This is a genomic window from Brevibacterium sp. LE-L, assembly GCF_050214925.1.
Taxonomy (GTDB): Bacteria; Actinomycetota; Actinomycetes; order Actinomycetales; family Brevibacteriaceae; genus Brevibacterium.
The window spans coordinates 114515-138559 of sequence record NZ_CP189759.1; the positions used below are offsets into that span (position 1 = coordinate 114515).

The window sequence follows — 24045 nt, forward strand, 5'->3', positions numbered from 1 at the left end:
CGCCATGGCCACATTCGACGCCAAAGCGTACAAGTCCAATGTCCTGCGTCCCTTCTCAAAAGGGGAGGGCGCAGAGCAGCTGCGCGAAGTGCTCGCGGAGATGACGCGAGACCCGAAGAGCGAGGCTTATACACGCCTCGATCTCAACGCCCTCTTTGCGGTTCCCACACCCGCCGAGGCCAGTGAGTTGAAGGCTTGGCGTGCGAGCATTGTGCCCACACTGAATAAGGCGAAGGGGCTCCCCGCCGCCATGCGCATCAAACAGCTCCTCGAGTCGATTGAGAAGACCGGTGTGGAGCTGGACGATCCGTCGTTCTGGGCCGAGATGCAGGCGCGCCGCCAGTCATACATTCATGCGACTCTCAGCGAGAAGATCGGCCAGCTCGGGGTGGAGTATCCGCTCGGAATCATCACGCTCGAGGAGCTGGTCTCTCGTCTGGAGACCGTCGGCATCACGGGCGTCACCGAAGGCAGCGTCCGCAAGGTCGCCTCTGACAACGACCTCCAGATCGTCGCCGAGCTCACTCTGCCGACCGAGGGTGTGCCGAAGAGCATTCGCACGCCGTGGCAGCGGGTCATGCAACACGCGGAATACCGTTCCATTCTCGATGTGCTTCTCATCCACAGGCCAAACGATGCACGTGATGTCGCATGCATCGACGCTCTGAAGACTCCAGGTGGTCCGATCGGGATCGTTGATGTCGAGAAGGCACTGAAAAAGAACGAACAGGGCAGAGACACCGATGCCCTGCAGAGCGCGCAGAAGCTGCTCGTCGCCATCAAAAACTCCTGCCGCAATGATGCGGAGATCGCTCATGTCGTGCTCACGACAGTGGTCGATGCGGCAGAAAAGCAACTCAACCGTGGAAAACCGAAGATGGCCGTACGCGATCATCTCGCAGCCTCCGGTTTCACTCGAAATGATGCTGCACGGATCGTGGCGGCTGTTGGAGCGCAACCATCGAGCAGTTCCGAATCGAGCATGAGCCTCGCTCAAGTCCGCCAGTTCCTCAGCGAGGGAGAGCTTGCCCAGGCGGCACGCACTCTCACAGCGGTCTCATCAAGTGATGACGAGCAGGCAGATCGAACTGAACTTCACACGGAGATCAATCGGTTGAAAGCGCTCAAGAAGACCGCGTTGGATTCTTACCACTTCGCGGCGGCGAAGAAGGACTATGTTGCAGCACTCGTAGCGATCAACGAGGCCATCACCATCGACCAGGGTGACGAGACTCTAGTCACGCGCCGGGATTCCCTTCCTCCGTCCGCGCCGCGCTCCTTCGCCGCCCGTGTGACGGACGCAGGCGTCACATTGAGCTGGGCGCAGGAAGCCGATACGACAATTACGTACACGGTCATCCGAGGACGGGGGCATGCCCCGACCTCACCCACCGACGGTGTTGTCGTTGCCTCACAGACTACTGAATCATCGCTGACCGACGAGTCGGCACCCATCGCCGAGGTCACCTACGCAATCTTTGCGACTCGTGATGGTTCGATGTTCTCGGACGTGGTGCACACAACCGTTTCCGTCCTTCCCGCTCCAGAATCTCTGCGTTCAACCACAGATCTCACCACGGTGCAGCTCTCATGGACATGCCCGTCGGCGGCCGCGGGTGTCATTGTCACACAGCAGAAACCAGACGGATCGACCTCCGATCATGAGATCTCACACGGTTCGACATTGCGCGTGAGCGGACTGACGACGGGGGCCAAATATCGTTTCTTGGTGCGAGCCGTCTACCTCCTGGACGGTGGCCGACAACTCTCGGAACCGGCATCCACCACAGTGACACCGCGTGGCCGGGCGCGAGGGGTCCGCGACCTCGACGTGGTAGACAACGCCGGCTTACAAGCAACATGGACAGAGATCGTCGGCTACGATGTCGAGCTCTGGTCGTTCGCACCGCTCACGATGCTTCCCGAAGGAGAACTCGTCAATCGTGCAAAGCTCGTGCAGCTTGGCGGCACCCGGACAGAGCTGCTTCCCGGGGCAACGTCGGCAAAGGCGCGGCTGGCACCCTTCGACGGTTTCGCACGAATCGTACCGCTGACAATCGTCGACGAGGGCTGCATCGTCGGTTACTCCGTCATCGCCGGAACCGCACAGCCGGCAACCCAGATCGCGACCGAAGCGTTCGGGGACGACCTGCGCATCTCATGGAAATGGCCGGACGATGACTGCATTATGGAATTGTCCTGGCAAGCGGACGGAACTCGTCGCACACGCCGGGTGACTCAGGCCCGTTACCGCAAAGACGGCGGAGTGACCATTGTCGGTGGCGTCACATCAGCTTCTGACCTCGGCATAGGCACGGTGGTGCGCTTCGACGATGACGAAAGCGTGCTGGCATGGACGCCGATTCCTTGGGAAGCTGCAACGACGGCCAAGAGCGCACGCTACGATCTGAAGATCCACAAGTCCCTCATGGGCAAAGTCGCTTGCAGCATCACGGCAGTAAGCGAGACTACCGGTCACTCGATTCCCGCGCGGGTCGTTCTCAAACGGGGCTCCGTGAAGCCGTGGGACGCCGATGACGGCCATGTCGTGGGCTCCATCGATTTGGACTTCACCACCGGTACGTCGAGCGAGCACGAGATCGAGATCGGCAAAGAGAAGTCGCCCTTCTGGGTCTGCGTCTTCTCCCTCGACGACTCAGAGCTGATTCCACCGGCCACTCGAGCCATGAAAGGCTGAACATGTCTCTTTTCGGGAAGAAGACCACAGCATGCCCGTACTGCTATAACGAGCTCAACATGAAGAAAGTGGCCTTCCGCTGTTCACAGCGTGGCCAGCCGGGTCGTCCTCCCTGCCAGGACAGAGACGACCCCAAACGCAGACGCGAGTTCCAGGATTCACAACCTGTCCCACCGGCAATCACCCTTCCCGGCAGTGATCCGGCCAACCCGACTGACCTACTCGCCGCCGAAACGGCGGTCTGTTCCGACTGCGGCGGGGAAAGCAGAATCCGTATCTGTCCCGCGTGCCACTCCCGCCTGCCTCGCAGCCTCGAAGCCGGCTCACCGCTCTTCGGCCTCGTCGGGCTGCGCTACTCAGGAAAAACCGTTCTGCTGACTGTGCTCCACAAGCAGCTCAAAGGTCAGGTTGCGCGCCGATTCGATGCCTCGATCATCACGCCCGGCGGTAGTTCGGGCCTGGCGCGTGACCTTGAATTCAATGAGTACGCCATGCTGTCTGGTGAGCAGCTTCCCGGTCAGACCGAACAATCGGGCGGTGAAAAACAGGAACCTGCCGTCTACGAGTGGAAGGGCAGCACCAAAGGCAGCGGCACGATCTTCTCCTTCTATGACAATGCAGGCGAGGATGTCAAGAACGAAGATGTGGTCACAAAGCAGAAATACTTGGCACAAGTCTCAGGTGTCATGCTCCTGCTCGATCCCTTCGCGTTCCCGGAGAATCGCGAATCGGCGACGACGCGTGGTGTGACTGTCGCCGAAACCGACCCCGAGGCTGCCCTCGACGGAATCACTTCTGTGCTCCAACATAAACGCAACAGAAAGGTCAAGACACCGCTTGCCGTCGTTGTGCCCAAGATCGACGCATTTTTCGATCAGGTACCCGCGAATAACCCCATCCGGAGGAACTCACCCGAGTCCGATGTCTTCGATGAGCAGGATTCACTCGACGTCCATGACAACATGGTTTCGCTCATTGAGCGCTGGGGTGGAGATCACCTCATTCGTCAGCTGCGGGCCAACTACGACAACTTCCGCGTCTTCGGCGTCTCCGCGCTGGGCGCAGAACCCGAATATGGGGAAGCGCGAGTCAATTCTCGCGGCCTGCTGCCTCACCGTGTCGCAGATCCACTGCTGTGGCTGCTGGCTGAGCATCGCGTCATCCCCAAGAGTGCGAAGAAGTAGGAGTGTCGAATGGTCTTCGAAAGCGCCGTCTATACGGACGTGACGAGTGACGAGTCGGTCGACCGACTCGACGGCTTCGGTTTCCAAGCGGTGTCAGAGGGCATCGATGGCGCTGACCGTGCGGTGATCGTCTCCGAACTGTTGCATGTGAAGAGCCGCTCCTGGCCATTCGACCGCGAGGAAACAGAGCATCCACCTACTGCTGTCTACCTCCGAGGCGAGCAAGGGTTCTACTTCTCGCGTGGCATCGCCACGGGTAAGACGAACTCCGGCCGGAGCGGCAACCAGCTCACTCAGACTGTCGTCACTCGGGAAGAGGATGACATCCATCCCTATCGTCCCGCCCAGATCTGGGCAGCACGAAACTGGAGACTCGAGAAGGCGCCATCGTCGCGAAGCGAGAAATGGTTCGCCCCGCTGGAGATCGACGAAGCCTTCGAAGGCGAGGCACTCATCGCCATGCTCCGCGAGGATCCGTGGGCTGCGGCGACGCTTCCCCTCTATCTGAGCATGCTGCACGCCGCGCTCGACGAACCCGGCACCAAGGTCATCGTCATCCACCACGACCTTGAACTCGTCCTCAAGTGGTTTGCCGCAGGCACGCTACTCCTCCCTCCGAACGACGCCCTTGCGCTCGGGTGTCGGGCGTTCGCGACCGATCCATTCCGGACAACTGCTCAGCTTGTCGGCGTCCATCCCGATCTGGTCACAGAGAGCTTCTCCGGTGCACACGTCATCGATCTCACCAAGCACAGCGCGAGCGAAGTCCCGATCACGCCCGAAGCTGCGCGGATCGCTGCGTGGGTCAATGACCACGATGCCTTCGATGCGATCGAAGCCGCAGCACTCGGCGGCCGCTGGATGAAGGCGACAAACGCTGAAGTCGGAGGCAACGGTGTCGAGATGGTGCTCGGACTCCGCACAGTCGAAGCAGGACGCGATGAATGGGAAATCGGGATCTCCCTGATCGAGGGCCTCGGCGAGGCTGGCCTCCGTGATGACCTCGAGCTCTACTTCGATGAGCTCAGCGACTCCATTGCCTCCTACGGCGTCCGTAGTACAGATGATGCGATCCGTGCAGCGCGTGCGGCTCGCTATGCCGCGGATACAGGTGTCGCGGGTCTCGCTGAAGCCGTTCTCGTGCCCTCCCTCGAAGCACTTGCGGCGGATCCGACTGCCGCGAGCGCATGGGCGAGCGAACTCAATGCCAGCGGCGGCTGGCAGACCATTCGTCTCTCAGAACCTGAACGTATTGCCGATCTCTTCGCCGAGTTGATTCTCGGCACCACCAGCCATGCTCTGCCGCAGCTGCTCCGTCTCGCGGCGCCTTTGTCCGACAATCTACCCACTCAGCGTCTGAGTCCGGCCATCGAACGCGCCGTCTCGTATCTGCTCGATCACCCGCGTGAGGTCAGCAATAACATCACCTCTTGGTATGACGGTGAGCGGATCGTTCGGCACCTGCGTCGGTCCCTCCTCGGCGAACTCGCTGACCGTACGCTCTCCCATGCCCGCCTGGCACGCGAGCTGGGTGATGGGGCTTGGGACGCTATCATCGACGACGGTTCACCCGACTCTCACACACGCGCGCTCGCCCAGTGGCGAGAGGCCGCGCGGATCGGCCTCCAAGTGCCCGACAATCGCGAGGAGGCGATAGAGAACTCGCTCAAGAACGCTGCTTCCGATCCCTCGCGGGCCCGATTGCAGCCCGCAGGCTGGATCCTCGCGATCGGACCCGAGGATGACACAGAACAGGTAGACCCTAGGCTGTTGGCGCTTTGGGTGCGTCGTGTCGGTCTAAATGACAGCTTGAGAGAAGAGTGCAGTTGGCTATTGGCGCCCGTTCTTCAGCGTCATCCGAAGATGACGAAGACACGCGACATCAAAGGCTGGATCGAACTCGCCAAGGCGCTCATCACGGCAGATCCAGGAAATCACGACCACCTCGAAGCCGAAGCACGATTGACCGAGATCCTCCGCGGTATTCCTTCAGCGAAGAACTTCGCAAAAGATGGCTTCTCCAGCGCGGTAGGCTTTCTGACCGGCCGTCGGCACAATGATGCAAGCGATGAACGGGAAAGGGACGAATAATGCCACAGGTCATCGGAATCATCCTCGCCATCGTAATCGGCCTCTGGCTTGCTGTAATGATCGTCTGGTCTCTGTTCGTGCTCGTCGCAAGGATCATCGCCTATGTGCTCGGACTGGCGATCATTGTAGCGGGCCTCGCCCTGCTTGCCGGCATCATCACCGGGTTGGTGATTCCCTACCGGGTGCTGCGAGGGGCGAATGAGAAGGGTCCCACCATCGCGACACCAGCGAAAGTTCGGGCCGGTGGCGTGTTCCGGCTCAGCGCGTCGGGTGCTGCGAAGAATTTCGGCTGGGACTACGCCTGGCCGAACTATGTGCCTTTCCAGTTCCATCATGACCAGACTGCTGTTCTGCGTCAGTCCGGCGAAGTTTCGGCCGGCGCGCTGGGCCTCTGTCTGGGCTGGTGGTTCCCGCTCGCTTTCATTCCCGCACTCGGTTTCACCGTCGGTCTGTGGATCGGTACTCTCCTGTGGTATTTGATCACCTGGACATTCCGGGTGCTCGTCGTCATCACCCAGTCGATCACTCTCCGTATTCTGCGGGCGCAGGAGACGCACTTCATGAAACAGGAGGGAGCTACTGTTCACTGCGTGCAGCCGGGATGTTACGGAGTCACCGACACCCCCAGCTTCCGATGCTCGAACCCCGCGTGCAGGGTCATCCACCGCGATATGACTCCGGGACGGCTCGGCATTCGCACCCGAGTCTGTGGCTGCGGGCAGGAACTTCCGCTCACAGTGGCACGAGCCTCTCCTGTACTTGAGGCCATCTGCCCGTACTGCGATTCCTCCCTCCCTCGAGGATCAGGCACCCGTCGCGTCATCCAGATCCCGGTTCTCGGTCCTGTTGCAGCAGGCAAGACCCAGTTCCTTGCAGCCTCAGCTACGTCGCTGAACGATCACGGTGATGACGTGGCACCAGGTCTGACAATCACTCCGCTGAGCAGCGTGGCCGAGCAGTTCCTCACGACCTCCGTCAACGAGTCCCGCGCGGGCCGAGCTCCCGCTAAGACCGTGCATGACGACAAACCTGAAGGGTATCCGTTCCTCGTCGAGGGTCCAGAGAACACCTTCGAGATGCACCTTTTGGACGCCGCCGGCGAGAACTTCGTCACTGCCGAGCACGCTCATTCATTGACCTATCTCAACGATGCGACAGCATACGTCTTCCTCATCGATCCGCTCGCCATTCCCGTCGTCGCAGACAGCCTCCACCGCAGCAGGCTGAATGGCCAGATACCCGTCGCACAGGGGTCGACCGAAGATGCGTACGGTAGCGTCGTCGATCAGCTCGACGACCTCGACCGTCGTCGCATCGCAGTCGTCGTCACGAAGGTCGATGTCGTGGCAGAGATTTCAGAGACCGAGCAGAAGATCCCCGTCGACAGTGCAGGCATTCGTACCTGGCTGCAGGACGTCGGGGAAGACCGGCTGATCGCGCGCATCGAAAGCGATTTCGCCAATGTCACCTACTTCGCTGTCGACTCGACGTCTCGGGGGAGACCGAACATTCCGCCGCACCCGCTCGGCGTCGTTGATTGGGCCATCAGAGCGCAGGGTGGTCAGAGCCTGTTTGGGGAGCCGACCAGTTCGGCTGCGAGGGGTTCAGCAAAGGGAGAGGAGGCGAACGCATGAGCAGCGATGAGCTCCCGGCAAGCGGCGAACCCACACAGCACTGGGTGTTTCGCAACTTGGTGTCGATCGTGCAACTCGTCATCGTGGCCATGCTCGTGCTCCTGGCGGTTTGGTGGACGCTGAGCGACGGCAATGGCGAGCGAGTATGGGAATCCTTCTATGACTTCTCGCAGGGGATCGTACGCTGGTCGCACGAACACCTCAGATATCCGTGGGAATGAGGAGATCATGCGGAAATTCATTCACAGTCTGTTCGCCGGAAACAAGAAGAGCAGTTCAATACCCCAATCTCGACAGTCTCCGCGAACCGGTGCAAGACCGCACCGCAGCAAACAGTCCTCACCGAGTCCACAGGATGCTGGTGGCCGTAAAGTCGGAACACCCAAACCACAACTCGACACGATCTCACGTCCCAGCGGCAAAGGGCGAATGACGGGGTTCGAACCGCAGGAGCTGCGCTCCTATCACCCGCCGGTGTCCATCTGCGCTAAAGGAGTTGCCGGGCTGGGTCTCTTCGAGGCGGACTTCTCACGCAAGAACGTCTACAGCGGACAGCTTGGCGAAACAGGGTTCTACAAGGCTTTGTGCCGTGAGAACCTCATTGACAACTTCAGCTCGTACTGGTCGGTGGCGATGCCGGCTCCTGGCGGCAAGCCAATACCGGATCAGAAGTTCAACACTGATGTCGACTGCGTGATCGTGCAAGGCGCGACGATCTTTGTCATAGACCTCAAATACTACGCCTCAGGCGCGGTGACCTGGTATACCGAGAACGAATGGTTGCTATGCCGCGACGACAAAACAGGTCAGCAGGTCAAGGACCCACGACGAATGTCGCGCAACATGGAAATGGCGCGGACCCGTTTTCGGGAGCTCTTTCCCAACGCAAAAATCGAGCCGTCTGTCGTGTTGATCCCCACAAACGATGGCCTCGGGAACGTGGCTGCAGGCACAAAGTGTCCCGGAGGGGTGCCGCTCATCACTTTGCCCGACATGCTCGCTCGTCTCCGGTCGGGTGTCGTTGCGCACGCTGACCCAACCATCGACGCGGCACTCACCGCGCTGCTGAAGGACTGATACCATCCGGAAGAGCGAGCCGAATTGCGACACCTGCGGAAGACTCGAATCCGTCTAACCCATGTCTTCTGATTCTCTCGGCCCCCGCACATCGCCGACCTGGTCGACGTCGCACGGGTGATCGTGTGATGTTGCTCGCTGGCGGCCCGACTCCCAGGCACAGCACGATCGAAGATCTGCTGACCACGGAAGGTCGCTTCGGCCTCGTCTGGCCGGAACAGGGTGCCGCACTCGAATCGAACCCAGTCAGTCGCTAGCCCGCCCTCGCTGACGCCTCGCCTTCGCAGAAGGGACGGGTCAACGCATATGATGGTGCATCATGATCAAAACGCAGACCCGCACCCGCTCTCTGACTGCGTCAGCCCCCAACGTCCTCGGCGCTGTCCTCGGATCCCGAAATCCTCCTGCATGCACAATTCTTCTCTGACCGATCCGACTCCGGCCGCCGCAGGCACAGCTCAGGGCTTCGCCCATGCCAAGGCCATCCTGTTCGGCGAACACGCGGTCGTCTACGGCTCTCCCGCCGTCGCCGTGCCGTTGCACGGCCTCGGAGTCCAGACCGATATCCGCCGGTCACCGGAGCAGGAGACCCGGATCGAGAGCCAGCTGTTCTCCGGGAACGCGCAGACCGCCCCGGAGCCGATGGGTCCCGTCGTCGCCGGGCTGACCGCCGCCCTTGAGGGCGTGGGCGATCCCGACGCCGAGGTGGAGCTGCTCATCCGCTCGGCGATCCCCCACAGCCGGGGCTTGGGATCGAGTGCCGCCGTGGCCACATCCGTCGCCCGAGCCGTGGCGAATCTCCATGCCACCGTCTTCGACGAGGAGGCCCTCCACGAGATCGTGCAGGCCGCCGAGACCGTCGCCCACGGCCGCCCCAGCGGCATCGATGCCTGGGCGGTGGCCAAACCCGCCCCGATCCGCTTCCAGACCGGGTGCGCGGAGACGATCGATGTCGGTCAGCGCCTCGTCTTCGTCCTCGCCGATTCCGGTCACCACGGGTCCACCGCCGAGGCGGTCGGCGGAGTGCGTGCCCGTCGTGACGCGGATCCGACGCGCATCGGCGCGATGATCGACCGCTTGGCCGAGCTCACCGATGCCGCCGTGGACGATATCCGCTCCGGTGACCAGGTGACGATCGGCCACCGCATGCTCGAGGCCCATGAGCTGCTCAGCGGCCTCGGCGTCTCCACCCCGAGCCTGGACTCCCTCGTCGCTGCGGCCACCGCGGCCGGAGCCCGCGGGGCCAAGCTCACCGGCGGAGGCCTCGGCGGCTGCGTGCTGGCCCTGGCCGATGGAGACGAAGCCGCCGAGGAACTGGCGGATGCGCTGCGCGCCGCGGGAGCCCCCCGCACCTGGACGACGGAGGTCAGACCGACATGAGAACGACGACGGCGCGGGCCTACCCGAACATCGCCCTGGTCAAATACTGGGGCAAAGCCGATGAGGAGCTCATCCTGCCCGCCGCGGGCAGCCTCTCGCTGACCCTGGACCACTTCGAGACCACGACCACGGTGGTTCCCGCCCCGGAGGCGGCCACCGATGTCCTCGAACTCGACGGCAGCCTCGCCGATGCCGGGCAGACGAACCGCATCTCCGTCTTCCTCGACCATGTCCGCGAACTCGCCGGACGCGAGGACCGGGTCCTTGTCCGCTCCCGCAACTCCGTGCCCACGGGTGCCGGACTGGCCTCCTCGGCGTCGGGCTTCGCCGCCCTGGCGACCGCGGCCGCCGCAGCCTTCGACCTCGACCTCGATGCCCGCGAGCTCAGCCGTCTGGCCCGCCGCGGTTCGGGATCGGCCTGCCGGTCGATCGCCGCAGGAATGGCCGTGTGGCATGCCGGTGACGATGAGTCCTCGTTCGCCGAATCCGTCGAGGCCCCGGAGATGCGCATGATCATCGTCACCGTCAACCGCGCCAGGAAGGCCGTGTCCTCCCGCGAGGCGATGCGTCTGACGGCGGAGACCTCCCCGTTCTACTCCGGTTGGGTGTCCTCGACCGAGGACTACCTCGAGCAGATGGTCGCGGCCTGCTCCGCCGAGGACTTCACCCGCATCGGCGAGATCACCGAATCCCATGCCCTGCGCATGCACGGACTCATCCAGTCCACCGTGCCCCCGATCCGCTTCCTCAACCCGACCAGCCATGCGATCTTCGACGCCGTGGCCGAAGCCCGCGAGCACGGGATCGAAGCCTATTCGACCGCCGATGCCGGTCCGAACGTCGCCGTCATCGTCCGCCCCTCCGACGCCGAGGCGCTGGCGGAGAGGCTCTCCGGATTCGGCGATGTCCGCGTCGTCGGCCCCGGCCCCGGCGCCCACCTGCTCACCGCCGCTGACGAAGTCCCGCCCGCTGCGGGCACGTCTGCGGGTGAAGGCAGCCACGCATGATCGAGACCCGGGCACCCGGAAAGCTCTTCATCGCCGGAGAATACGCCGTCGTCTCCCCCGGGCAGCCGGCGGTGCTCGTCGCCGTCGATCGCTGCATCACGGTGCGGCTGACCGAGAGTGAGGACTCCGGCCGCATCCACTCCTCCGAATACGGTCAGGCACCGCTGGTGTGGCATCGGGAGGAGAACGGCGAGGCCATCGTCCTCGAGCATCGTCCTGCCGACTATGTGCTCTCGGCGATCTCGACCGTCGAGGAGCTGCGGGCCGCCCGAGGTGCGGCCCCTCGCTATTTCGATCTTGAGATCTCCAGCGAACTCGATGACACCGACGGCCGGAAGTTCGGGCTCGGCTCCTCGGCCGCGGTGACCGTGGCGACGGTCGCTGCCCTCGCCGAGTTCTACGAGCTTCGCCTCAGCCCCGCCGAACGCTTCAAACTCGCGCTGCTGGCAACGATCGCGATCTCGCCGAACGCTTCGGGCGGAGATCTGGCCGCCAGCACCTTCGGCGGGTGGATCCGCTACTCTTCGCCCGACCGTGCCGCCCTGCGCGCCCACCGTGAGGCCCATGGCGTCGTCTCGGCACTGAACTGCTCGCAATGGGCGGGCTCTTCTGCGCGGCGGATCACTCCTCCCGCCTCTCTCGATCTCCTCGTGGGATGGACGGGTTCACCGGCCTCGACCGAGCACCTCGTCAAACGCGTCCACTCCCCCGGCGCCGCACAGGATGCTGCGCCCGCACCTGAGGCTGGGCCCGCTCCTGAGGCCGGCCCGGCACCTGAGGCCGGCCCCGCGCCCGTAGCCGCCGAGCCGCGTCCCTTCTCCTCCTTCGCCGCCGATTCCCATACTCTCGTCGAGGATCTCGTGACCGCCTTCGATGACGATGATGCCCAAGCGGCGCTGAAGACCATCCGCGCCGCCCGCTCCCTGCTCCAGCGCCTCGGCGAGACCTCGGGCAGCCTCATCGAGACCGCCACCCTGCACCAACTGTGCGAGATCGCCGAAGCACACGGTGCCGCCGCGAAGCCCTCGGGCGCCGGCGGCGGCGACTGCGGGATCGCACTGGCCCATTCCCACACCGATGCGCAGACCATCCTGACCGGCTGGGAAGCCGCAGGCATCCGACCATTGGACCTCGGCACCCACCGAGAGGAAGGCGAGATCGATGAGTTCTGAGACCCCCGAGGCCAAAGCCTCCCGCGCCTCCCGCAAGGACGACCACGTCCGCCTCGCTTCGGCGCAGCAGACCGAAGGGCCCCGCCGCAGCGACTTCGACGACCTCGAGTTCGTCCACCATGCGCTGTCGGGCACCAGTCCCGAGCGCGTCGACCTCTCCGTCGACCTCGGCGACTGGACCTGGCCGACCCCCTTCTATGTCAACGGCATGACCGGCGGCACCGAGACCACGGCGAAGATCAACCGGGACCTCGCGATCGCCGCGGCCGAGACCGGGCTGCCCATGGCCTGCGGGTCGATGAGCGTGGCCCTTGACGATGCGGAGGCCGCGAAGGGCTTCACCGTCATCCGGGAGGAGAACCCGCACGGCTTCGTCATGGGCAACCTCGGTGCCGGTCGCAGCGCCGACGATGCCCGCCGGGCCGTCGAACTGCTCGAGGCCGACGCCCTGCAGCTGCACATCAACCCCGTCCAGGAGACCGCGATGCCCGAAGGCACCCGCGACTTCTCCACCTGGCTGTCAGGGCTCGAGGACATCGTCGCCGCCTGCCCCGTGCCCGTCGTCGTCAAAGAGGTCGGCTTCGGCCTCAGCCGCCGCACCCTGTCGCTGCTCGCCGGCATCGGGGTCCGCTTCGCCGATGTCTCCGGTGCCGGCGGCACGGACTTCCTGCGCATCGAGAACGACCGCGCCGGGGCCAGCGACTTCTCCATGCTCACCGGCTTCGGCCAGTCCGCCCTGGCCTGCCTGCTCGACGCCCCACCGGAATGGACCACTGCCGCTGACACCGGCGACGCGAATGCCGACGGCGTCTCGTCACGTGTGCTGCTGGCCTCCGGCGGAGTCCGCAACCCCTATGATGTCGTCAAAGCGCTGGCCTGCGGGGCTCGTGCCGTCGGTGTCGCCGGCACCTTCCTGCAGACCGTGCTCGATCACGGTCCGGACGGACTCGTCGAACTCGTGCGCACCTGGCAGACTCAGACCTCGGCTCTGTTCGCTCTGCTCGGTGCCGAACGGTCCACGGATCTCACGGGCACGGACCTGCTCACGCGAGGCCGCCTCGGCGAGTTCGCCCGGCTGCGCGGAATCGACGTCACCGCGCTCTCGCACCGAACTGACGTTCTTTCGAGGAGGAATCAGCTGTGAAACAGCAGACCACGATGACCGGGATCCCGACCACCTGGGTCGGTCCCCTGCGGGTCAGCGGCGAAGCGCTGGCTCCGACGGGCACCCACACCGAGGTGGCCGTGCCCCTGGCAACGTACGAAACCCCGCTGTGGCCCTCCGTCGGTCGCGGCGCGTCGATCTCGCGTGAGATCGACGGCGGCATCCGCACCGTCATCGTCGATGAGCGCATGACCCGGTCGGTGCTCTTCGTCGCCGAGTCCGCGATCGGTGCCGAGGCGGCCGCGCAGGCCATCCGACACCGCATGCCCGAACTCGAGGACGTCGTCTCGGCCGGCAGCAACCATGCCCGGCTCATCGAGGTCCACCCGGAGATCGTCGGCAATCTGCTCTTCGTCCGCTTCGCCTTCCGGACCAACGACGCTTCGGGCCACAACATGGTCACCCAGGCCTCGGACACGCTCATGGAGCGCATTCTGTCCTGGCACCTGGGCCTCGACTACGGTTCGGTGTCGGGCAACTACTGCTCGGACAAGAAGGCGACCGCGGTCAACGGGATCCTCGGGCGCGGCCGCAATGTCGTCGCCGAGATCCTCCTGCCCCACGAGGTCGTCGAACGCCGCCTGCGCTCGACCGCGGAGAAGATGACCGAGATCGTCATCCGCAAGAACCTCGTCGGGTCGACGATCGCCGGGGCGCTGCGATCGGCGAACGCCCACTATGCGAACATGCTGCTCGCCTTCTACCTGGCCACGGGTCAGGATGCGGCGAACATCGTCGAGGGCTCGCAGGGGATCACCTATGCGGAGAACCGACCCGAGGGCCTGTACTTCTCGACCACCCTGCCGCATCTCATCGTCGGCACCGTCGGCAACGGCAAGGATCTGCCGCATGTCGACGAGGCGCTGGAGCGACTCGGCTGCCGCGAGGACCGCGAGCCCGGCGCGAACTCGCGCCGTCTGGCCGCGCTCATGGCCGCCACCGTGCTCTGCGGTGAGCTCTCGCTGCTCGCCGCGCAGACGAACCCGGGCGAGCTCATGTCCACACATCTTGAGATGGAACGCAGAGAGGACGGCGAGGCCGCATGACACCGATCGGCATCGACGACATCGAGCTGGCCACGACCCATCATGTCGTCCGACTCGACGACTTCGCCGAGGCGAACGGCACCGATCCGAACAAGTTCCGTCTCGGTCTCGGGCAGGACGAGTTCAGCTTCCCGGCGCCCGATGAGGACATCGTCACCATGGCCGCCGCGGCCGCAGCACCCATCATCGAACGCAGCGGCACCGAGGGCATCAGGACGATGCTGTTCGCCACGGAGTCCGGCACCGACCAGTCCAAGGCCGCGGGCATGGCGGTACATTCGCTGCTCGAGCTGCCCTCGCAGATGCGCATCGTCGAGGTCAAAGAGGCCTGTTATTCGGCGACTGCGGCGCTGCAGGCCGCCGTCGGCATCGTCACCCGTTCGCCCGGCCAACGCGTCCTCGTCATCGCTTCGGACGTCGCCCGCTACGAACTCGACACCGCCGGCGAGCCCACTCAGGGTGCCGGAGCCGTGGCCATGCTCGTCTCCGCGAACCCGAGGCTGCTCGAGATCGAACCGGTCTCGGGCCTGAACTCCGCCGATGTCGATGACTTCTGGCGGCCGAACGATTCGACGACCGCGATCGTCGACGGTGCCCTGTCCGTCACCGCGTACCTCGACTCCCTCACCGGCGCCTGGAACGATCTGCAGACGCAGGACGGACCGGGAATCGACGAGATCGACCGCATCCTCTACCATCAGCCGTTCACGAAGATGGCGAAGAAGGCGCAGGTCCACCTCGCCGGTCTGACCGGAGCGGTGCTCAACACCGAGATCGTCGCGGGTGCTCAGACCGCTGCTGCCTCCGACCCGCGCGATACGGGACTGGCGGCGAGCACCCTGTACAACCGCCGTCTCGGCAACTCGTACACCGCTTCGCTGTATGCGGGTCTGTGTTCGCTGCTCGACCACGATTCGGATCTCGCGGGCAGGCGCATCGGATTCTTCAGCTACGGCTCCGGAAGCGTCGGAGAGTTCTTCACCGCCCGCGTCGTGCCCGGCTATGAGCAGCATTCGCATCGCGAGACCGTGACCGCGGCACTCGATGCCCGCGTGCCGCTGTCCATCGACGAGTACCGCACCCTGCACGCGACCGAGCTGCCGAGCGCCGAGGACGTCTCGACCCCGAAGGTGACCGCGGGACCGTTCCGCTTCGCCGGGGTCACGGGCCGCGCCCGCGTCTACGAACGCAGCTGAGCCGCGACCTCCCACCCCGTCGGGCCCCGCGGCGCAGCCTCGCGCCGCGGTCTCCCGGCCCGGTGCTGCGGGCTTGCGCCGCGGGGCTCTTCTGCAGACACGACGAAGCCCCTCACCCGACCTTCTCGAGGTCCCGGTGAGGGGCTTCATGTTCGCTGTGCGCGAGGGGGGACTTGAACCCCCACGACCTTGCGGCCACTGGCACCTGAAGCCAGCGCGTCTACCAATTCCGCCACTCGCGCGAACAAGAGAAAACTCTAGCATCGCTGACGGCGAAACATAAAACCGGATGGAGCGAAAGCGCACAAACGTGTCCACGTTCACATTTCCCGTCCTTGATCACAAGTGTCCGACGGCCCTCCCCCGCCCCCCGCGGTGCCGCCGTCCCGGCCCCTGCACCGCGCCCCGCGCAGCCCGCACACCACCTCTCACCATCCCCGCGACTTCACTGGACGCGGGCCGAGAATCGCGGCACAGCTTCGCCCCGAGAACACGCGCGACGTGAGTTGAGAGCCTCACCGCGTTAGGATTGGGTGTTGATGTGCTCAGACTGTGCCCACCCGGGACCACCTGGTCAGGGCCCACACAGACGCGTGGCGAAGAGTTCGTCTGCGACCGGCAACACCTGATGAGGAGGTGCCATGGGGATACTCGATCGCTTCGAGAAGGGGCTGGAGAGCGTCGTCAACGGCGCCTTTGCCAAGGCCTTCCGATCACAGGTCGAACCCGTCGAACTCGCCGGCGCTCTGCGCCGTGAGGCCGACAACAAGGCCGCCGTGGTCTCCCGCGGCCGCACACTGACAGCCAATCACTACATCATCGAGCTCTCACCGACGGATCACGACCGACTCTCCGGTCTCGAATCCGAACTGCGCTCGGATCTGCGCCAAGTCATCGGCGATCACGCCGTCGAGCAGGCCTACAGCTTCGTCGGTCCCGTGTCCGTCGAATTCTCCTTGGCCGATGACCTCGACACGGGCATGTACCGGGTCGTGTCCTCGACTCAGCGCCCCGACGGCTCCCCGGCCGCGCAGCCGGCCAATCGCGGCGGCTACGACCCGGTCTCCCGGGCCAACCCGGTCGTCGGCGAGTCACCGAACTCCGGCTCCCGGCCCGTGACCCCGCGCCGCACCCCGGAACCGGCGCGGGCGACACCCGCCCCGCGCGCCAATCCGGCCCCCCGACCGGCCTCCGCACCTGCCCCCGCACGCAGCCGCACGATCGAGGCCAGCGTGACCATCGACGGTCGCGCCCAGCAGCTGCGCCAGGGCACGAACACCTTCGGCCGCTCCTCGTCGAGTTCGGACTTCGTCATCGACGACCCGGGCGTCTCCCGCCGCCACTTCGAGATCATCGTCGAAGGCGACCATGCGGTGGCCAACGACCTCGGTTCGACGAACGGCACACTGCTGCACGGACGCAAACTCACCTCGGCGAACCTCTCCGACGGCGACATCCTCCTCGCCGGAGAGGCCGAAGTCCACTACAGCGAGCGAGACGCCCAGTGAGCGAATTCACCGTCACCGTCTTCCGGCTGGCCTTCTTCGTCATCCTCTGGCTCTTCGTCCTCGGAGTCGCCGGAGTTCTGCGCCGCGACATCTTCGGTCCCCGCCGTTCCCGCGCCGGACGGAAATCTCGCCGAGGCGGCTCCAAGGCCACCGCGCCCCCGCCGGCCCGTCCGGCACCCGCACCCCGGCAGGCCCCCGCGGCCGCACCGGTCGCCCACGCCCATCCGGGCACCATCCGCATCACCGACGGCCCACTGGCCGGTCAGTCGCTCATGCTCTCCGGAGCCCCCGTGACCTTCGGCCGTGCGCCGGACAACACGATCGTCATCAACGACGACTTCGCGTCCAGCCACCATGCCCGGATCTCCGCGAAGAACGGCGCCTGGCTGCTCGAGGACCTCGGTTCGACGAACGGCACCATCGTCGACGGATCACGCATGACCGGCCCTGTGCGGCTGAGCATCGGCACCCGGATCACCATCGGACATACGACCCTGGAGACCCAATCGTGACGACCGGCGGTACCATCACTCTCCGTTCGGCAGCCCGGTCTCACACCGGGCTGGTGCGCAAGAACAACCAGGATTCCGGCTATGCCGGACCGAACTTCCTGCTCATCGCCGACGGTATGGGCGGTCACGCCGGCGGTGACGTCGCCTCGGCGATCACCGTCGCCCGTCTGGCCGAACTCGATGAGGAACCCGGCGGCGAGGACGCGCTCGAACTGCTGCGCACCTCGATCCTCGACGCCAATGACCGGATCGTCCGCGGCGTCGGCGAACAGCCCGAACTCGCCGGAATGGGCACCACCGTCACCGCGGTGCTGCGCGCCCCGGGCAATCGCTTCGCACTCGCCCATATCGGCGACTCCCGCGGCTATGTTCTGCGCGACGGTCTGCTGCAGCCGATCACCCATGACCACACCTTCGTCCAGATGCTCGTCGATGAAGGCCGGATCACCGCCGAGGAGGCCGAGACCCACCCGCAGCGTTCCGTAGTGATGAAGGTCCTCGGTGACGTCGGCGCCTCCCCCGATCTCGATCTGTCCCTGCGCGAAGCCCAGGTCGGCGACCGCTGGATGCTGTGTTCGGACGGACTGACCGGCTTCGCCGACCTCGACGACATCTCCCGAGTCCTCACCGAGGTGGCCGACCCCGACGAGGCCTGCCGCCAGCTCATCGATCTCGCCCTGGCCGGCGGCGGAGCCGACAATGTCACCGTCGTCGTCGGCGATGTCCTCGAAGGCGAAGTCGAGACTCCCGGCGGAGTCTCCGTCGGCTCCGTCCACATCAATCCCCGCTATGCGGCGATCGGTGCGAATCCCGAGACCGAACCTGCTGCGGACACCGACACCCAAGCGGCCTACGAGGACGCAGAGATTCCCACCGACACCGTGCCGATCCAGGCCGTCGACGGCGAGGCCGATGACGACGTCGAAGCCCAGGACGGCACCACTCGGCAGCTGCGGACCAAAACCGCCGCGGATGAGGAGGACGACCTCGACGACGAGGTCGAGAAAAGGTCCTACCTCGGATGGATCATCACCGCCATCGTGATCATCGCGCTGGCCGTGGGCGGCTTCTTCGCCTACAACTACGTCAGCAACCAGTACTACGTCGCCGCCGAAGACGGCAAGGTCTCGCTCTACCGCGGTCTCGACACCACGCTCGGGCCCATCGAGCTCAGCCGCCTCGTCGACACCACCGACATCGAGGTCGACAGCCTCAACAGCTATTCGCAGGACCGTCTGCACGGTTCGATCCCCGCCGGTTCGCGCGATGAAGCCGACCGCATCATCGACAACCTGCGCAAGGAATCCGACCGCTCGACCGGTGTGACCGGCAACGTCGAGGATTCGACGAACCCGACCGATCCGGCACCCTCACCTCCGGATTCGAAATCCGCCGACCCCAGTGATGCGATCACCCGGGAGTCGCAGTGATGAACCAGGCTCCCTCGCAGACCGCGCGACCCAGACCCTACCGGCTGGCCGAACTCGGTCTCCTGATCCTGGCCATCGCCGTCGCCACCAGTGCTTATGCCCTCGTCGGTCTCGGCGTCGAGGGCACGATCCCGGCCAACGTCTACGGTTATGCCGGCTGGCTGGCCGCCCTGGGCCTCATCCTCCATGTCGTCGTCTGGATCAAGGCGAAGTACGCCGACCCCGTGCTCGTGCCGATCGCGGTGCTGCTCAACGGGCTCGGACTGGCCATGATCTATCGCGTCGACCTCGGACGGAAGGAATACCTGGGTTCGGCCATGACCCAGCTGGTGTGGATGACACTGGGCGTGGGACTGGCCATCGCCGTGATCTTCGTCGTCCGTGACCACCGCTGGCTGCGCCGCTACACCTTTGTGTCCGGCTTCGCCGCCCTGGTCTTCCTCCTGCTGCCGCTCGTCCCGGGCCTCGGCAAGACCATCAACGGCGCCCGCATCTGGATCGGTGTCGGGCCCCTGTCCTTCCAGCCCGGTGAGATCGCGAAGATCCTGCTGGCAATCTTCTTCGCCGGCTACCTCGTCAGCTACAAGGACCAGCTCGTGGCCGCCGGGCCGAAGATCCTCGGCATCCGGTTCCCCCGCCTACGCGACTTCGGTCCCATCGTCATCGCCTGGGTCGCCAGCGTCGGCATCCTCGTGTTCGAGAAGGACCTGGGCACCTCCCTGCTCTTCTTCGGCCTCTTCGTCGCCATGCTCTACGTCGCCACCGCCAAGGTCTCCTGGATCATCCTCGGCCTCGGCTTCTTCTCCGCCGGCGCCGTCGCTGCGACCTTCCTCTTCTCCCACGTCGGACAGCGAGTGTCCGGGTGGCTCAATGCCCTCAGCCCCGAGGAGTACAACAAGACCCCCGGCGGCTCCTACCAGCTGGTGCAGGGCCTGTTCGGCATGTCCAACGGCGGACTCATCGGCACCGGTTTCGGTGAAGGACGACCGAATATGGTCCCCTACGCCGAATCCGACTTCATCTATGCCAGCTTCGGTGAGGAGATCGGCCTGGCCGGACTCTTCGTGCTCCTGCTGTGCTATCTCTTCATCTTCCAGCGCGGCATCCGCACCGCCCAGCAGCTGCGCGACGGCTTCGGCACCCTGCTCGCCACCGGACTGTCCTTCACGATCGCCCTGCAGGTCTTCGTCGTCGTCGGCGGCGTCACCCGCCTCATCCCGCTGACGGGTCTGACCACGCCGTTCCTGGCGCAGGGCGGATCCTCGCTCATCGCGAACTGGATGATCATCGCTCTGCTGCTGCGGATCTCGGACAATGCCCGCCGCCCCGTCGAGGAGTTCCACACCGGCGTCCTCAAGGTCACCGAGGATCCGGAACCGGCGAAGAACACCGCACCGGCCGCGGTCGGAACCGGGGCCGCGGTCGGTCCGGCCGCCTCGGCGAACGCTGTCGACGAGGACGACCCGACGACGAACCTGCGCCGCACCGACGACGAGGCCGCCACGACGAACCTGCCGCCCGCACGCGGCCAGGACTCGGACGACACCGACCCCACCGACTCACGACCCTCCGGAGGTGAACGATGAAGAAACCGCTGACACATATCGCAGTCGTCGGATTCGTCATGTTCGCGCTCCTGTTCGGGTCGACGAGCTGGGTGCAGTACGTGACCGCGGACTCGCTCAACGACAACCAGCTCAACAACCGTCGGATCCTCGACCAGCTCGCTCGCGACCGCGGCCCACTCCTCGTCGACGGCACCCCGATCGCGTATTCGGAACCCGTCGACGACAAGTACAAGTACCAGCGCAAATACGGTTCGGACAATCTCGATCCGCGCGCCTACGCTTCGCTGACCGGCTTCTACTCGGTGGTCTCCGGTGCTTCGGGCATGGAACGCGCCGCCGGGGACTACCTCTCCGGTGACTCCGATGCGCTCTTCTACGACAAGGTCGGATCCTTCTTCACCGGTGAGCAGCCTCGCGGCGCGGCCGTGGAGCTGACGATCGATCCGAAGGTGCAGCAAGCGGCATGGGACGGTCTGGGCAACCAGAACGGCGCGGCCGTGGCCATCAACCCGAAGACCGGGAAGATCCTCGCCATGGTCTCGACCCCCGGCTGGAATCCCAACGCCCTGGCCAACCACGACACGGATGCCGCCAACAAGGCCTTCGAGAACCTCGAATCGGCCGAGGGCAAACCCGCCTACAACCGTGCCATCGGCGGCAATCTCTACCCGCCAGGATCGACCTTCAAGGTCCTCGTCGCCGCCGCTGCCCTCGAGTCCGGGGACTACGAACCCGATTCGCAGCTCAACGGTCCCGCGACGCTCGACCTACCGCAGACCACGGCGACGATCGGCAACTCCCATTCCGGCGCCTGCCGCAACGGCGGGCACCCGACCCTGGCCGATTCGCTCGCCGAATCCTGCAACACCTCGTTCGCCTCGCTCGGCATGGACCTCGGCGAGGATGCCGTCGCGAAGCAGGCGGAGAAGTTCGGCTTCGGCAAGGACCTCGAGATCCCACTCAACGTCACCCCGTCGTCGTTCCCGTCCGATCTCAACCCGCCGCAGCTCGCGCAGTCCTCCCTCGGTCAGTACGAGGTCCGGTCGACCCCGATGCAGATGGCGATGATGACTGCCGGCATTGCGAACGGCGGAAAGATGATGAAACCGCAGCTTGTCGACCGGGTGCTCAACGCGAACACCCTCGAACCGATCTCCGAGACCCGGCCGAAGGAACTCTCCCGCCCCGTCTCCGGTGATACGGCCGACAAGCTCACCGAGATGATGACCGGAGTCGTCGACAACGGCACCGCCTCGGTGGCGAAGATCGACGGAATGAAGGTCGCCGCGAAGACCGGCACCGCCCAGCATGCCAAGGGCGCGGCACCCCACGCCTGGTTCATCTCCTTCGCCCCTGCCGAAGATCCGGAGATCGCGGTCGCAGTCGTCGTCGAAAACGGTGGAAACGCAGGCAACGAAGCTTATGGTGCGACGGTGGCAGGACCGATCGCGAAGAACATGATGGAAGCGGTGGTCGAGAAATGAGACCCGTCGAAGGCACCCTGTTGGGCAACCGATACAAACTCACCTCCCGCATCGCCGTCGGCGGCATGGGCGAGGTCTGGAAGGGCGTGGACTCCGTCCTCGGCCGCGAGGTCGCGGCGAAGATCCTCAAGGACGAATACCTCTCCGAATCCACCTTCCTCGCCCGCTTCCGCGCCGAGGCGCAGAACATGGGTCGGGTCTCCGACCCGGGGATCGCCGGCGTCTACGACTACGGAGACGAGGACGGCTCACCCTACCTCGTCATGGAGTACGTTCCCGGGGAAGCGCTGTCGGCGATCATCGAACGCAGCGCGCCCCTGTCCGAGACCGACACCCTGAGCATCGTCACCCAGGCCGCTGCCGCGCTCGGTGCCGCGCACAAGGTCGGGGTCATCCACCGCGACGTCAAGCCCGGCAACATCCTCATGACCCCGGACTTCCGGGTCAAGATCACGGACTTCGGCATCGCCCGCGTCACGGATCAGGCACCGCTGACGAAGACCGGTCAGGTCATGGGCACCGCCCAGTACCTGGCCCCCGAACAGGCCACCGGCAAGGGTTCGGGCCCCGGCTCGGACCTCTATGCACTCGGCATCATCGCCTACGAGGCCCTGGCCGGCCAGCGCCCCTTCACGGGCGACTCGCAGGTCGCGATCGCCATCGCTCAGGTCAACCAGCAGCATCCGCCGCTGCCGGACACGGTCTCCGAACCGCTGCGCCGATTCGTCGACTGCCTGTTAGAGAAGAAGCCCGAACGTCGCCCTTCCGATGCGTTCAAGGTCGCGAAGGCCGCCGAGGCGCTCTCCGCCGGGGACGTCGCCGGTGCCGAGGAGCTCGTCCCGCAGATGCGGCACGGCAATGCCGCCGCCGAGGCGCTGACCCAGGTGTTCAACAATCCCGAGCCAGCAGCCACGACGAAGACCCTGCCCGTCACCGCGTCCCAAGACGCCACGCAGGTCTACCCGAACAGCCAGGCTCCCGGTTTCGCCGGCGCTGCCGGTGCGGGAGCCGCAGGTGCGGCCGGAACCGGCGAACTCGACCCGAACGATCCGCAGAACCAGGATCTCGAGAAGGACAAGCAGTCGAACAAGGGCCGCGTCCTCATCTGGATCCTCGCGATCATCGCCCTCATCGCCGTCGGTTCCCTGCTGTGGTTCTTCCTCGGCGGGGGAAATGCCGAACCCGAACCGGATCCGTCGACCTCGGCGCCGACCTCGGAGGCGGCGAAGACGATCGAGATCGATCCGAACGACTACATCGGACTCTCGGAATCCTCGGCGACGCAGAACCTCGAGAACAAGGGGCTGAAAGTCGACGCCACCGAGATCAACTCGGATCGCGCCTCCGGAACCGTCGCCGATGTCGGCGAGGGCGACAACGGATACACCTTCGAAGAGGGCGACACCGTCACCCTCTACGTCTCGGCCGGTCCCGCCGAACAGCCAGAGGAGCCGGCCTCGGATTCTGGATCCGATGGGGGTCAGGGCAACGACTCGGGGTCGAACTCGGACTCGGGTTCCTCCTCCGATTCGCAGGACCAGGGCTCAGGCTCCGGATCCGATTCGCAGGACAGCGAGACGGGCTCGGACTCGGGTTCATCGAGCGAATCGAGCGCCGATGATTCCGGCAACGACAGCGGTAGCGAATCCGATTCCGGAAACAACAGCGGTTCCGACAACGGTTCCGACACGGACAGCGGTTCGGGCAGCGGCTCGAACGGCAGCGACACAAGCTCCGGAAGCGGATCGAACTCCTCGGACAACGCGAACAGCGGCGAGGCCAGTGGGAACCCGGGCGGGAACAACGGCAATGACTAGACCCTGAACGATCACGAGAAGCGAAGAGTTTGCAATACTGAGAACTCAACCCGGAACGGGCGAGACCGAACCCACC

General features: G+C 65.0%; 18 protein-coding genes and 1 tRNA gene. 18 read left to right on the forward strand and 1 reads right to left on the reverse strand.

Annotated features, from left to right (window positions below):
* Positions 1-4 precede the first annotated feature (4 nt).
* The 12 genes from ACQE2J_RS00515 (at position 5) to ACQE2J_RS00570 (ending at position 15650) form a co-directional block, all read left to right on the forward strand.
* Entirely contained in the window at positions 5-2698 is a 2694-nt protein-coding gene (locus tag ACQE2J_RS00515) for a hypothetical protein (RefSeq protein WP_426936859.1), read from the forward strand.
* Between the two features lie 59 nt (positions 2699-2757).
* Positions 2758-3882, forward strand: coding sequence for a hypothetical protein (locus tag ACQE2J_RS00520; protein WP_426936860.1), 1125 nt, complete (start codon positions 2758-2760; stop codon positions 3880-3882).
* A 9-nt stretch (positions 3883-3891) separates the two neighbouring features.
* Positions 3892-5973 carry a hypothetical protein gene (locus ACQE2J_RS00525; RefSeq protein ID WP_426936861.1) on the forward strand — a complete coding sequence of 694 codons (2082 nt, stop codon included), beginning with the start codon at positions 3892-3894 and terminating at the stop codon, positions 5971-5973.
* On the forward strand, positions 5973-7607 hold the full coding sequence (locus ACQE2J_RS00530; RefSeq protein ID WP_426936862.1) for a TRAFAC clade GTPase domain-containing protein: 1635 nt from the start codon (positions 5973-5975) through the stop codon (positions 7605-7607). The genes ACQE2J_RS00525 and ACQE2J_RS00530 overlap by 1 nt, the downstream gene beginning before the upstream one ends.
* Positions 7604-7828 carry a hypothetical protein gene (locus ACQE2J_RS00535; RefSeq protein ID WP_426936863.1) on the forward strand — a complete coding sequence of 75 codons (225 nt, stop codon included), beginning with the start codon at positions 7604-7606 and terminating at the stop codon, positions 7826-7828. The genes ACQE2J_RS00530 and ACQE2J_RS00535 overlap by 4 nt, the downstream gene beginning before the upstream one ends.
* Positions 7829-7835: 7 nt before the next feature.
* Positions 7836-8684: a nuclease-related domain-containing protein gene (locus tag ACQE2J_RS00540; protein ID WP_426936864.1), complete on the forward strand. Its 849-nt coding sequence runs from the start codon at positions 7836-7838 to the stop codon at positions 8682-8684.
* Positions 8685-9092: 408 nt separating this feature from the next.
* A complete protein-coding gene (gene mvk, locus ACQE2J_RS00545; RefSeq protein WP_426936865.1) occupies positions 9093-10064 on the forward strand; it encodes a mevalonate kinase in 972 nt (323 codons plus the stop codon).
* Positions 10061-11071 (forward strand): diphosphomevalonate decarboxylase, encoded by a 1011-nt coding sequence (gene mvaD / locus ACQE2J_RS00550; RefSeq protein ID WP_426936866.1) that lies wholly within the window; start codon positions 10061-10063, stop codon positions 11069-11071. Before mvk ends, mvaD begins: the two co-directional genes overlap by 4 nt.
* On the forward strand, positions 11068-12243 hold the full coding sequence (locus ACQE2J_RS00555) for a phosphomevalonate kinase (RefSeq protein ID WP_426936867.1): 1176 nt from the start codon (positions 11068-11070) through the stop codon (positions 12241-12243). Before mvaD ends, ACQE2J_RS00555 begins: the two co-directional genes overlap by 4 nt.
* On the forward strand, positions 12233-13387 hold the full coding sequence (fni, locus tag ACQE2J_RS00560) for a type 2 isopentenyl-diphosphate Delta-isomerase (protein WP_426936868.1): 1155 nt from the start codon (positions 12233-12235) through the stop codon (positions 13385-13387). Before ACQE2J_RS00555 ends, fni begins: the two co-directional genes overlap by 11 nt.
* Positions 13384-14454, forward strand: coding sequence for a hydroxymethylglutaryl-CoA reductase (locus tag ACQE2J_RS00565; RefSeq protein ID WP_426936869.1), 1071 nt, complete (start codon positions 13384-13386; stop codon positions 14452-14454). The genes fni and ACQE2J_RS00565 overlap by 4 nt, the downstream gene beginning before the upstream one ends.
* Positions 14451-15650, forward strand: coding sequence for a hydroxymethylglutaryl-CoA synthase (locus tag ACQE2J_RS00570; protein ID WP_426936870.1), 1200 nt, complete (start codon positions 14451-14453; stop codon positions 15648-15650). The genes ACQE2J_RS00565 and ACQE2J_RS00570 overlap by 4 nt, the downstream gene beginning before the upstream one ends.
* A gap of 158 nt (positions 15651-15808) precedes the next feature.
* Here ACQE2J_RS00570 and ACQE2J_RS00575 read toward each other — a convergent pair.
* Positions 15809-15892, reverse strand: a tRNA-Leu gene (locus ACQE2J_RS00575).
* A 399-nt stretch (positions 15893-16291) separates the two neighbouring features.
* Between ACQE2J_RS00575 and ACQE2J_RS00580 the strand changes: the two genes are divergently transcribed.
* The 6 genes from ACQE2J_RS00580 to ACQE2J_RS00605 are packed head-to-tail and all read left to right on the forward strand — an operon-like array spanning position 16292 to position 23969.
* Positions 16292-17158, forward strand: a complete 867-nt coding sequence (locus ACQE2J_RS00580; RefSeq protein WP_425119134.1) for an FhaA domain-containing protein — start codon at positions 16292-16294, stop codon at positions 17156-17158.
* Positions 17155-17670: an FHA domain-containing protein FhaB/FipA gene (locus ACQE2J_RS00585; protein WP_135537647.1), complete on the forward strand. Its 516-nt coding sequence runs from the start codon at positions 17155-17157 to the stop codon at positions 17668-17670. Before ACQE2J_RS00580 ends, ACQE2J_RS00585 begins: the two co-directional genes overlap by 4 nt.
* A 53-nt stretch (positions 17671-17723) precedes the next feature.
* Positions 17724-19100 carry a PP2C family protein-serine/threonine phosphatase gene (locus ACQE2J_RS00590; protein WP_426936871.1) on the forward strand — a complete coding sequence of 459 codons (1377 nt, stop codon included), beginning with the start codon at positions 17724-17726 and terminating at the stop codon, positions 19098-19100.
* Positions 19100-20686 carry an FtsW/RodA/SpoVE family cell cycle protein gene (locus ACQE2J_RS00595; protein ID WP_426936872.1) on the forward strand — a complete coding sequence of 529 codons (1587 nt, stop codon included), beginning with the start codon at positions 19100-19102 and terminating at the stop codon, positions 20684-20686. Before ACQE2J_RS00590 ends, ACQE2J_RS00595 begins: the two co-directional genes overlap by 1 nt.
* Positions 20683-22152 carry a peptidoglycan D,D-transpeptidase FtsI family protein gene (locus ACQE2J_RS00600; RefSeq protein WP_425119131.1) on the forward strand — a complete coding sequence of 490 codons (1470 nt, stop codon included), beginning with the start codon at positions 20683-20685 and terminating at the stop codon, positions 22150-22152. The genes ACQE2J_RS00595 and ACQE2J_RS00600 overlap by 4 nt, the downstream gene beginning before the upstream one ends.
* A complete protein-coding gene (locus ACQE2J_RS00605) occupies positions 22149-23969 on the forward strand; it encodes a protein kinase domain-containing protein (protein ID WP_426936873.1) in 1821 nt (606 codons plus the stop codon). The genes ACQE2J_RS00600 and ACQE2J_RS00605 overlap by 4 nt, the downstream gene beginning before the upstream one ends.
* The last annotated feature ends 76 nt before the right edge of the window (positions 23970-24045 follow it).

Bases quoted from the DNA above. Each gene is read 5' to 3' on its own strand.
- ACQE2J_RS00600 (WP_425119131.1), top strand. From the start codon at position 20,683: ATGAAGAAACCGCTGACACATATCGCAGTCGTCGGATTCGTCATGTTC.
- mvk (WP_426936865.1), top strand. From the start codon at position 9,093: ATGCACAATTCTTCTCTGACCGATCCGACTCCGGCCGCCGCAGGCACA.
- ACQE2J_RS00515 (WP_426936859.1), top strand. From the start codon at position 5: ATGGCCACATTCGACGCCAAAGCGTACAAGTCCAATGTCCTGCGTCCC.
- ACQE2J_RS00520 (WP_426936860.1), top strand. From the start codon at position 2,758: ATGAAGAAAGTGGCCTTCCGCTGTTCACAGCGTGGCCAGCCGGGTCGT.
- ACQE2J_RS00525 (WP_426936861.1), top strand. From the start codon at position 3,892: ATGGTCTTCGAAAGCGCCGTCTATACGGACGTGACGAGTGACGAGTCG.
- ACQE2J_RS00535 (WP_426936863.1), top strand. From the start codon at position 7,604: ATGAGCAGCGATGAGCTCCCGGCAAGCGGCGAACCCACACAGCACTGG.
- ACQE2J_RS00555 (WP_426936867.1), top strand. From the start codon at position 11,068: ATGATCGAGACCCGGGCACCCGGAAAGCTCTTCATCGCCGGAGAATAC.
- ACQE2J_RS00580 (WP_425119134.1), top strand. From the start codon at position 16,292: ATGGGGATACTCGATCGCTTCGAGAAGGGGCTGGAGAGCGTCGTCAAC.
- ACQE2J_RS00605 (WP_426936873.1), top strand. From the start codon at position 22,149: ATGAGACCCGTCGAAGGCACCCTGTTGGGCAACCGATACAAACTCACC.
- ACQE2J_RS00530 (WP_426936862.1), top strand. From the start codon at position 5,973: ATGCCACAGGTCATCGGAATCATCCTCGCCATCGTAATCGGCCTCTGG.
- ACQE2J_RS00540 (WP_426936864.1), top strand. From the start codon at position 7,836: ATGCGGAAATTCATTCACAGTCTGTTCGCCGGAAACAAGAAGAGCAGT.
- ACQE2J_RS00595 (WP_426936872.1), top strand. From the start codon at position 19,100: ATGAACCAGGCTCCCTCGCAGACCGCGCGACCCAGACCCTACCGGCTG.
- ACQE2J_RS00570 (WP_426936870.1), top strand. From the start codon at position 14,451: ATGACACCGATCGGCATCGACGACATCGAGCTGGCCACGACCCATCAT.
- fni (WP_426936868.1), top strand. From the start codon at position 12,233: ATGAGTTCTGAGACCCCCGAGGCCAAAGCCTCCCGCGCCTCCCGCAAG.
- mvaD (WP_426936866.1), top strand. From the start codon at position 10,061: ATGAGAACGACGACGGCGCGGGCCTACCCGAACATCGCCCTGGTCAAA.